A 10,200-nucleotide genomic window follows, 5' to 3' on the forward strand; every position below is an offset into this window, starting at 1 on the left:
GCGTGGGATGCGAAACCTGCTGGACGCGCTGCCCCAACGGGATTGCCGCCGGCCACGTCATGGACGCGCTCAAGCAGATGGCCTCGCGCGAAGGCTACGCGCCCGCCGAGCGCCGCGTGCTGGTGTTGCACCGCCAGTTCCTCAACAGCATTCGGCTTTTCGGGCGCGTCCATGAGTTGAGCATGTTGGCGCTGTACAAACTCCTGAGCGGCGACCTGTTCACCGATTTGGACCTGGGCGCCCGCATGTTCCTCCGAGGGAAAATCCCGATCCTGCCCGAGCGCATCAAGGGCATGGCCAAAATCCAGCAATTGTTCAGCAAGCAAGCGAGAGGGCAAGGGTGAAATACTCGTACTATCCCGGCTGCACGCTGCACTCCACGGCAATTGAATACGGCTGGTCCACCGAGGCCGTCTGCGAGGCCCTGGGCATAGAGTTGGTGGAGATAGAAGACTGGAACTGCTGCGGGGCATCTTCGGCGCACTCGCTGGACCATCGCCTGGCGCTGGCGCTGCCGACGCGCGACCTCATGCGCGCGCAGGCGCTCCGGGCCGACATCGTCATGCCCTGCGCCGCCTGCTACGGCCGCATGGCCGCCGCCGACCACAGGATGCGCACAGACCCCGACTGGCGCAAGGAGATGGAAGCCGAATTCCAGACCGAGTACATCGGCGCGGCCCGCCCACGCACGCTGCTGGACGTTCTGGGCAATGACCTGGGGCCGGAAGCCCTGGCCGCCAAGGTCAAGCGGCCGCTCAACGGCCTGCGCACCGTCTCCTACTACGGCTGCCTGCTCATCCGCCCGCCCGACCTCACCAACCGCTGGGATGACCCTGAACATCCCACGATCATGGACCGCATCTTGAGGACGCTGGGGGCCGAGCCGGTGCCGTGGGCGCACACGGTGGAATGCTGCGGGGCCTCGCTGGCGCTGGATCGCGCCGATGTGGTTGCGGTTCTGTCGGGGCGCATCGCCCAGGGTGCGAACGACGCCGAGGCCGATTGCATCGTCTGCGCGTGCCCGCTCTGCCAGGCTAACCTGGACAGCCGACAGAAGGGCATCTCGCCGAAGGTCCCCGTCATGTACATCACCGAACTCATGGGCCTTGCGCTGGACCTTCCGGGACGGAACAAGTGGTTCGCAAAGCACCTTGTAGACCCCAGGCCTCTCCTCAAAGCAAAAGGCCTGGAATAAAGGTTTGGGACTGAGCCATGGCTGATGCTACGATTGACAGAGGTTCCAACGCCATACTTGTGGTAGGAGCCGGCCTGAGCGGGATGCAATCCGCTCTCCTGCTGGCCCAGCGAGGCCACGCGGTGCACCTGCTGGACGAGGCGCCGGGCATCGGAGGCTCGCTTCACCTGCTGGACCGCACTTTCCCGACGGATTCGTGCGGGCTGTGCATCAGTTCGCCCACCAACGCCACCTACTGCCCATCCATAGAGTGTAGCCTGCACCCCAACATCACGCCGCTGCCCCTGAGCGAGTTACTACACCTGGACGGCGAGCCGGGCCACTTCCAGGCTCGGATTCGTCGCAACCCGCGTTATGTCAACATAGAGCGGTGCAACCTGTGCGGCGACTGCGCGGCGGTCTGCCCGGTTACGCGACCGCACGCCCACGAAGGGAACCTCGCGCCCCAGAAGGCCATCTACGCGCCCCCGCCGCGTGCCGTGCCCAACGCCTATGTGATTGACATGACCGCGTGCATCCGCTGCGGCAAATGCGTGGACGCCTGCCCTACCCAGGCGATCAACCTGGACGAGCAGGCGACGGAGCAGACGCTGGACGTGGGAGCCGTCATCCTCAGCCCGGGCTTCTCGCCCTTTGACGCGCGGCGCAAGGGCGAATTCGGATTCGGCGTGCTCAGCAACGTGGTTACCAGCATCCAGTTTGAGCGATTGGTCAGCCCTCCTGGCTCCACCAAAGGCAAACTCGTGCGGCCCTCGGATGGCAAGACGCCGAAACGAATCGCCTTCATCCAGTGCGTCGGGTCCCGCGACCAGACGGTGGGGCGCGAGTACTGCTCCTCAATATGCTGCATGTACACGGCGAAGCAGGCGCGGGCTGCGCTGGAATCCCAGCCCGATGCCGAGATCGCCGTGTTCACCATGGACATCCGCACCTTCGGCAAGGGATACGAACGCTACTGGGACAGCGTGGCACAAGAAGGAATCCGTTTTCGCCGAGCCATGGTGTCCAAAGCCAAGCAGCATCCCAAGACCGGCCACATTGCGTTGAATTATGTCAATGAGCGCGGCCAGCCGCAAGAAGAGGAGTTTGACCTCGTCGTGTTGGCCGTTGGGCTTGAGCCGTCGGAGTCGGCCCGAAAACTGGCCGAGCACATCGGGCTTGCTGTGAATGCCTACGGCTTCGGCGAGGCCGGCGAATTCGCACCCGTTGTGAGTGCGCGCCCCGGCGTCTTCGTAGCCGGCTGCTACCTGGAACCCAAAGACATCCCCGACACCGTGGCCGAGGCCGCCGCAGCCGCTGCCCACGCCGCGCAAACGGCGTCGCAGCCGGCCCGGACCTGGCAAGCCGCGCCGGTTGCCCAGGTTGCCGAAAGCGAGCCTGCCATCGGCGTCTTCATCTGCACGTGCAACGGCACGATCGGGCAAGCCATGGACGTCGCCGCGCTTGCGGAGTATGCGGCCTCCCTGCCCCACGTCGTTGCGGTGGGCCACGCCGAGGATTGCTGCTCGGAACAGGGCATTGCGAACCTGACCGAGTGGATCCGAACCACCGGCAGCAATCGCCTGGTCTTCGCCGGATGCTCGCCGCGAACCTGCCAGACGGAACTGGCTCGCGCGCTTGCCCAGACCGGCCTGAACGACGCCTTCCTACAACGGGCGAATCTCCGCGAAGGATGCGCCTGGGTTCACCGGCATTCGCCGGCGCTGGCCACGGAGAAGGCCAAAGACCTGGTCGCCATGGCAGCCGCGCGAGCGGTTCACGCCAACCCGGTCAAAATCCAGACGACGGACGTTGACGATGGCGCGCTCGTCATCGGGGGCGGCCTGGCAGGGATGACCGCCGCCCTCACCTTGGCGAACCTCGGCCACCCCGTAACCCTCGTGGAGCGCGAGACCCGTCTCGGCGGCCAATTACACAACATTGGGTTCACGGCGGAGACGCCCGATCCCCAAACCCACGCCGAGCAACTCGCCGCGCAGGTCAGCCGCCACGACCGAATCACCATGCACCTCGGCGCGACCCTGGCGTCATTCTCCGGAGTCGGCGGCCGTTTCCGCGCGGAAATCCAGACGGCCGCGGGCGACCGCGTGCCGGTCTCGGCGGGCGCTGTCATCGTCGCCACCGGCGGCCACGAGGCGCAGGTGCGCGAATACCTCTACGGGGAAGACACCCGCGTCCTGCTCCAGGGCGACCTGTCCCGCGCGCTATCGGGCGGGGAAAACACCCTGGCGCAATCCCCGTTCGCCAAGGCGCGCGGCCTGGTCATGATCCAGTGCGCCGGATCCCGCGACGAGAACCGCCCCTACTGCTCGCGCATCTGCTGCACCCAGGCGGTCAAGAACGCCATCCGATTCAAGGAACTGAGGCCCGAAGCCAACATCTTCATCCTGTATCGCGACATCCGTACCTTCGGCATGCACGAACTCCTCTACCGCCAGGCGCGCGACAAGGGCGTGGTGTTCATCCGCTACGAACTGCCCGACAAGCCGAAGGTGGAACCTGCCGCCGACGGGCTTGGGGTGCAGGTAACCGACGCGACTCTGAACGAGACGGTGCTCCTGCAAGCCGACGCCGTGGTGCTCAGCACGGGCATCGCCCCAAACGCCAACGCGGAGTTGGCGCAATTGTTGGGCGTGCCGCTGGACAGCGACGGCTTCTTCCAGGAGCAACATCCGAAGATGCGCCCGCTGAACTTCATGAAGCCAGGCCTGTATCTGTGCGGGCTGGCGCACGGGCCGCACTTCATCCCCGAGACGATTGAGCAGGCGCAGGGCGCGGCGGTGCGGGCCGCCGCCTACCTGGCCGAGAAGCAGCGCGCCAGCAAGATGACCCGCGTCGGCGTCAACAAGCGCCTGTGCAGTTTCTGCGGGCTGTGCGTCTCGGCGTGCCCCTATGGCGCGCGCGTTATGGACTACGAGGAGCGCGTGGCGCGCGTGCTGGACGAGTTGTGCCAGGGATGCGGCATCTGCGCCGTAACGTGCCCGAACAAGGCCACCCAACAGTACACCTTTGAGCACAAGGCTGTGCTGGCCGAAGTTGACGCGGCCGCCCTTGGGTTGTAATCTTGGAGCGAATGTTCGTCGTATCGGAGCCGTTCAAAGCGAAGGTGAGGAGGTAGAATTATGTTGGTCGGAGAGCGCATGAGCCATCATCCGGTTACCACCGGACCCGAAATGCCCATCAATGACGCCCTCAAACTGATGAGGGAGCGGAAAGTGCGCCGATTGCCGGTCGTGGACAAGCGCGGACATCTCATCGGCATCGTCTCGGAGAAGGATTTGCTGTATGCGTCGCCGTCGCCAGCCACAACGTTGAGCGTGTGGGAACTCAACTACCTCATCTCGCGCATCACCGTGGCCGACGTCATGACAAAAGACGTGATCACGGTAACGGAGTTCACGCCGCTGGAAGAAGCCGCTCGTATCATGGCCGACAACAAGATCGGCGGCCTCCCTGTGGTGCGCGATGGCCGGCTCATCGGCATCATCACCGAGACCGACATCTTCAAGACCTTCATTGAGATGCTCGGCGCGCGAGAAGGGGGAATCCGAATCACGCTTCTGGTCCCCGAGGAGCCGGGGATGCTCGCGTCCATCACCGGCGAGATCGCCAAACTGGGCGGCAACATCGTGAGCCTCGGCACCTTCCTGGGCGAGGATGCATCCAACCGCACCGTAACGCTGAAGGTTACAGGGATCGCCAAGGAGAAGTTACAGCAGACCATGGAGGCGCTCGGCCTGACCATCCTAGACATCCGCGAAGTCCACGCCGCGCCCCAGGCCTAACGCCGCCGCAACGGCGCACGATAATCTTGCAAAGCCCGTATTCTCAACGTCGGAGAAACGAATGGCCGAAACCGAATTTGAACCCAGGATCATCGCGTTTCTATGCAACTGGTGCACGTACACGGGCGCGGACCTGGCGGGCACGTCGCGCATCCAGTACCCGCCCAACATCCGCGTCATTCGCCTGATGTGCAGCGGGGCACTGGATCCCGTGTACGTGAGCAAAGCCCTGCTGGAGGGTGCGGATGGCGTCCTCATCGGCGGCTGCCACCCAGGCGACTGCCACTACCAGACCGGCAACTACAAGGCCCGCCGAAGGGTCGCCATCCTAAAGAGCATCCTCAAGCAGTTGGGCTTTGACGAAGACCGCGTGTGGCTGCGCTGGATCAGCGCCAGCGAAGGCCGCCTGTTCGCGGACACCGTAACCGAGATGGTCGCCACCCTCAAGGCCAAAGGCCCCAACCCACTCAAGGGCGCGTGGGACATCTGATCGCCGAAGGGAGGATTTCGCGATTCATGGTGCACAGCGTACTGGACACGAAAGGCAATCCCTCAGAAGCGATCCTTGCTCTGCTGCGGCGATTGCTAGACGAAGGCATTGTAGATTCCCTGCTGGTGCCGCTGCGTGTGGCTTCCGGCGACAACACCGTGCAGACCCTGGTGCGCGACCCACGACACCTGGCTGCCATGGATGTGCTTGCGCCCGTCATGCCCATAACAACGGCCCGACTTGTATCCAACATCACGATGACCGGAATCAAGGAGCGGGTAGGCGTCGTGATGCGCGACTGCGAGATTCGGGCCGTGGTGGAACTGGTCAAACTCCAGCAGGCCAAAGCCGACAACCTGCTCATCATCGGCGTGGACTGCCCGGGCACCTACGAGGTGCGGGATTATGCGGACATGCTCCGCGACGGCGTGGACGCCAAAGGCGAACTCCTGTCGCAGGTCGCGGCGGGCGACATCCAGCCCCACGCCGGCAAGACCTTCCGCACCGCCTGCCAGATGTGCGAGAAGTTCACACCTAGCCACGGCGACTTGCGAATCCACATCTTCGGCGACAACCCCCGCGAGCGCATCCACCTGGAAGTCGCCGACGCCCTGGCCGAAAAGTTGCGCCTGGAGCCGGGCCAGCCCGCCGAGGCCCGCGAGAATGTCGTGGCCCAAATCACAAGGCAGCGCACGGAAACCCGCGACCGCTTGTTCGCGGCCTTCCGCGAGCGCGTCAGGGACATGAGCGGGCTGCAAGCCTATCTCTCCACGTGCATCCGCTGTCACAACTGCATGGTGAACTGTCCCATCTGCTACTGCAAGGAGTGCATCTTCCGCACGCCCATCTTTGACCATGAATCCGAGAAATACCAACAGTGGGCAGCCCGAAAGGGCGCGGTGCGGCTCCCGACCGATACGCTCCTCTTCCACATCACGCGGCTCAACCACATGGTAACATCATGCGTCGGGTGCGGCATGTGCGACAGCGCCTGCCCAAGCCAGTTGCCCATCGCCACCATGTTCCGCGCCGTCGGGCAAGAAGTCCAGGCCCTGTTTGACTACGTGCCCGGCCGAAGCCTGGACGAAGCCCCACCTGTCGCCACATTCCGCGAAGACGAGTTGGAGGGTATTCAGTGATGGCCGAACAAGAACTGATTCCCATCTATATCATGAACAAGCAGTACCTGGTTCCGCCGACGCTCACCATCATGAAGGCCCTTGAGTACGCCGGCTACAAACTCATCCGCGGCGTCGGCTGCCGCGCGGGGTTCTGCGGGGCGTGCGCCACGGTCTATCGCACGGCCGACGACTACCGGCTGAAGATCGGCCTGGCATGCGCCACCATGGTGGAGCCGGAAATGTACCTGGCGCAAATCCCGTTCTTCCCCGCGCCCCGCGCACAGTACCACCTGGAAGAACTGAAACCCGACATGAGCGCGCTCCTCAAAACGTACCCCGAGGTGCTCCGCTGCCTGTCCTGCGGCACGTGCACCAAGGTCTGTCCCCAGGACATAGACGTGCGCGACTACATGGCCGATGCGATGAAGGGCAACATCGCAGCCGTCGCCGACAAGTCCTTTGACTGCATCATGTGCGGATTGTGCGCTGCACGCTGCCCCGCCGAGGAGAAGCAGTACCAGATCGCCATCCTGTGCAGGCGCCTCTACGGCAAGTACCTGGCCCCGCGCGCCGAGCACCTGCACAAGCGCGTGCAGGAAATCATGGACGGCAAGCACGACGCGGAACTGATCCGGCTGAAGTCCATGTCCAAGGACGAACTGAAGAAGGCATATTACGAGCGCGACATTGAGCCGGAATAGCCGATGCGCGCACCCGTTCCGTAGATAACGAACAGCGGAGGAGATCATGGGTTATCCGCAGTACATGCGAGACTCCATTGCGAAGGTAGAGGCAACCCGCCCGCGGCGGCTTCAGGAAACGTTCCCGATGCTCACCGCGCAGGAAAAACAGGCCCTGCTGGAGAAGTTCCACCCCGACTACATCCGCGAGGCCATGCGTGAACTGCGCGTCGGGCCGAACAAAGGGACGCGCACGCCCCACGAACTGGCAGACCTGCTGGAAGCGCGCCCCCTGCTGGACCCCGCAGCCGTCAACCTGGACAATGTGGACTACGAGACCGACGTGCTCATCATCGGTGGGGGCGGCGCAGGGTCGGCGGCGGCCATCAAGGCGCGCGAGGCCGGCGCCAAGGTCATCATGGCCACCAAACTCCGCCACGGCGACGCCAACACCATGATGGCCCAGGGTGGCATCCAAGCCGCCGACAAGGAGAACGACTCGCCTGCCATCCACTACCTGGACGTGATGGGCGGCGGCGGGTTCACCAACGACCCCGACCTGGTGGAGGCGCTGGTCAGGGACGCGCCCTTGGTCATCCAGTGGCTGGAGAGCCTGGGCTGCATGTTTGACAAGCACCCCGACGGCACCCTCATCACCATCCACGGCGGCGGCACGTCGCGCAAACGCATGCACTCGGCGCGCGACTACTCGGGCGCGGAGATCATGCGCACCCTCCGCGACGAGGTGCGGTCGTGGCCCGAGGACATCCAGGTGATAGAATTCGCGCCGGCGGTGGAACTCCTCATGGACGAAAATGGGCGCGTGGCCGGCGCGGTCCTGATGAACCTGGAGACTAACGAGTACCTGGTCGTCAAGGCGAAGTGCACCATCATCGCCACCGGCGGGAGCGGGCGGCTCCACTACCAGAACTACCCCACCACCAACCATTACGGCGCTACGGGCGACGGCCTCGTCATGGCCTACCGCGTCGGGGCGCGCCTGGCGTTCATTGACACCATGCAGTACCACCCCACCGGCGCCGCGTTCCCCGAGCAGATCGTCGGCCTCCTGGTTACCGAAAAGGTGCGCGGCCTGGGCGCCCAAGTCGTGAACATAGACGGCGAGCAGTTCGTATTCCCCCGCGAGACCCGCGACGCCGAATCCGCCGCCATCATCCGCGAGTGCGTGGAGCGCGGCAAGGGCGTTAGCACCCCCTCGGGCATCCAGGGCGTGTGGCTGGACTCGCCCATGATTGAGATCATCCACGGCCCGGGCACCGTGCAGCGAGAACTCCCCGCCATGGTGCGCCAGTTCGGACGCTTCGGCGTGGACATCGTCAAGGAGCCGATGCTGGTCTACCCCACGCTGCACTACCAGAACGGCGGCATCGCCATCAAGCCCGACTGCACCACCGACATCCCGGGTCTGTACGTGGCGGGCGAGGCGTCGGGCGGCGTCCACGGCCGCAACCGCCTCATGGGCAACTCCCTGCTGGATGTAACCGTATTCGGGCGGCGGGCGGGCATCACCGTAGGCCAGCACTTCCGCGACGTCAAACTGGGCAAACTCACGCTGAGCCACCTGGAACGCTGGGAGAAAGAATTGAAGGACGCCGGGCTAGACCCCAAGGTCAGCGCCCCCATCCTGCTGCCCGACTACACGCGCAAGAAGGGCGTGTAGGGGGACAACGCACCCTCGCGCCCACGGCAAAGGCCGGAGCGAGAGGCCGCTGAAACCCATTGACGCGCCGTGAGAGTGCGGCTACAATTGAGATGGGGAACAGCATGCGGTTGTGGAGAACCGATATGGGCGCTTTGTTTCCTGACACCCATCCCAGAATTGAAGCCCTGCAAATTGACCTGATTCGGCGTATGCCGCCGTGGAGAAAGATGGCGGTGGTGGAAAGCCTGAATGAAACCGTCAGAACGCTGGCTATCAGTGGGATCAAGCAGCGTTACCCCCAGGCAACCGCCGAACAAGTCCACCGCATGTTCGCAGAAATGGCGCTGGGTGCAGAACTGGCAGAGAAGGTGTATGGACGTGTCCGGTGAAACGACGCGCATCACACTGCTGGTGGCCCAAACGCTGGAACGGCTGCGAAATAGCGTTGACGCCTAACACAAGTTATGGTATGATGTGAGCGGAGGAGCCGGAAGCGAGTACTGCGCGAGCGGCTCGTTCGCATACGCAGCGGGCCTGCCGGCTAGTACTATAACGTTCGAGGCGAGTCGTGCGAGAGTATCACAGCTTGCGCGGACATGGTAAGGCGCGCTAGGTGGGGATGCAATGATAGAAACGCGAATCTTGACCACACAGACCAAGCTAGACCCAAGCGATCTCGTAGCAGTGGTGTTCAAGATGTCAGAGGACGGCTGGAAACCGGCCCTGCTGGGGTCGCAAACTGCATTGCTTCAGATCGCCGGGGTGGAAGTTGGGTTACCGATACTGCTAGGAATGTCCGAGTCGGCGCTGGGAAGGCGCTTTTCGGGAGGCATATGGGGAGGGGAGGCGTTCTTCCGAGACCAGGATATGTACTATGTTGTGACGAACCCGACTGGTCGCCCCGCATGGATCAGGTATACCCTGTCTGGACTCTCTGGGCAATCGTTACCAGAAGCCAGCCTTGAAGTCGGTGTTGTGTCAGCGGATAGCAGTGGACTAGCCGAACGCCTGAGCGCGTTCTCACAGGCATTTGAGAATGCAGTCAAGTCATCGCTAGATGGTCGCAAAACCCGCCACATGGTCTTTGATTGGCACGAAGTACACCCGGGTACCCCACGTCTTGATAAGCTGATTGAAGCAAGCCACCTGCGAGGAGCACCGACCTTTGAACGGGCGAGTCTGCAACCAGTGGAGATAGAAGCAGCCCGAGTTCTAACCTCAAGACAAGCCAGAGATTTGCTTATTGAGTTGAGCGAAGCCGGATTC

At 63.5% G+C, this 10,200-nt stretch carries 10 protein-coding genes (1 of these 10 only partly in view); all 10 read left to right on the forward strand.

The features are described from left to right. Positions 1 to 344 (forward strand): heterodisulfide reductase (locus tag H5T65_06755; protein MBC7258930.1); only part of this gene is annotated, 344 nt, incomplete at its 5' end. Next, a complete protein-coding gene (locus H5T65_06760) occupies positions 341 to 1,195 on the forward strand; it encodes a CoB--CoM heterodisulfide reductase iron-sulfur subunit B family protein (GenBank protein ID MBC7258931.1) in 855 nt (284 codons plus the stop codon). The genes H5T65_06755 and H5T65_06760, both read left to right, overlap by 4 nt. Positions 1,196 to 1,278: 83 nt before the next feature. Beyond that, positions 1,279 to 4,257, forward strand: coding sequence for a CoB--CoM heterodisulfide reductase iron-sulfur subunit A family protein (locus H5T65_06765; GenBank protein ID MBC7258932.1), 2,979 nt, complete (start codon positions 1,279 to 1,281; stop codon positions 4,255 to 4,257). A 60-nt stretch (positions 4,258 to 4,317) separates the two neighbouring features. Next, positions 4,318 to 4,980 (forward strand): CBS domain-containing protein, encoded by a 663-nt coding sequence (locus H5T65_06770; protein ID MBC7258933.1) that lies wholly within the window; start codon positions 4,318 to 4,320, stop codon positions 4,978 to 4,980. Positions 4,981 to 5,041: 61 nt separating this feature from the next. Continuing rightward, positions 5,042 to 5,470: a hydrogenase iron-sulfur subunit gene (locus tag H5T65_06775; GenBank protein ID MBC7258934.1), complete on the forward strand. Its 429-nt coding sequence runs from the start codon at positions 5,042 to 5,044 to the stop codon at positions 5,468 to 5,470. A gap of 26 nt (positions 5,471 to 5,496) precedes the next feature. After that, positions 5,497 to 6,609: a 4Fe-4S dicluster domain-containing protein gene (locus tag H5T65_06780; GenBank protein MBC7258935.1), complete on the forward strand. Its 1,113-nt coding sequence runs from the start codon at positions 5,497 to 5,499 to the stop codon at positions 6,607 to 6,609. Continuing rightward, positions 6,609 to 7,292, forward strand: a complete 684-nt coding sequence (locus H5T65_06785) for a 4Fe-4S dicluster domain-containing protein (protein MBC7258936.1) — start codon at positions 6,609 to 6,611, stop codon at positions 7,290 to 7,292. The genes H5T65_06780 and H5T65_06785 overlap by 1 nt, the downstream gene beginning before the upstream one ends. Before the next feature lie 46 nt (positions 7,293 to 7,338). Next, entirely contained in the window at positions 7,339 to 8,952 is a 1,614-nt protein-coding gene (locus H5T65_06790) for an FAD-binding protein (protein MBC7258937.1), read from the forward strand. Positions 8,953 to 9,077: 125 nt separating this feature from the next. After that, the gene (locus H5T65_06795) at positions 9,078 to 9,323 is read left to right on the forward strand and encodes a hypothetical protein (protein MBC7258938.1); all 246 of its coding nucleotides are present in this window, start codon (positions 9,078 to 9,080) and stop codon (positions 9,321 to 9,323) included. 235 nt (positions 9,324 to 9,558) lie between these two features. Next, positions 9,559 to 10,200, forward strand: partial view of a hypothetical protein gene (locus tag H5T65_06800; GenBank protein MBC7258939.1) — the start only. Its footprint extends 729 nt past the window's final position; the window shows 642 of its 1,371 coding nt (coding positions 1-642); the start codon lies at positions 9,559 to 9,561; the stop codon falls past the right edge of the window.

It is taken from the genome of Chloroflexota bacterium (assembly GCA_014360805.1).
In the GTDB taxonomy this organism is placed as follows: Bacteria; Chloroflexota; Anaerolineae; order DTLA01; family DTLA01; genus DTLA01.

Bases quoted from the DNA above. Each gene is read 5' to 3' on its own strand.
- H5T65_06765 (MBC7258932.1), top strand. From the start codon at position 1,279: ATGCAATCCGCTCTCCTGCTGGCCCAGCGAGGCCACGCGGTGCACCTG.
- H5T65_06770 (MBC7258933.1), top strand. From the start codon at position 4,318: ATGTTGGTCGGAGAGCGCATGAGCCATCATCCGGTTACCACCGGACCC.
- H5T65_06775 (MBC7258934.1), top strand. From the start codon at position 5,042: ATGGCCGAAACCGAATTTGAACCCAGGATCATCGCGTTTCTATGCAAC.
- H5T65_06780 (MBC7258935.1), top strand. From the start codon at position 5,497: ATGGTGCACAGCGTACTGGACACGAAAGGCAATCCCTCAGAAGCGATC.
- H5T65_06785 (MBC7258936.1), top strand. From the start codon at position 6,609: ATGGCCGAACAAGAACTGATTCCCATCTATATCATGAACAAGCAGTAC.
- H5T65_06790 (MBC7258937.1), top strand. From the start codon at position 7,339: ATGGGTTATCCGCAGTACATGCGAGACTCCATTGCGAAGGTAGAGGCA.
- H5T65_06795 (MBC7258938.1), top strand. From the start codon at position 9,078: ATGGGCGCTTTGTTTCCTGACACCCATCCCAGAATTGAAGCCCTGCAA.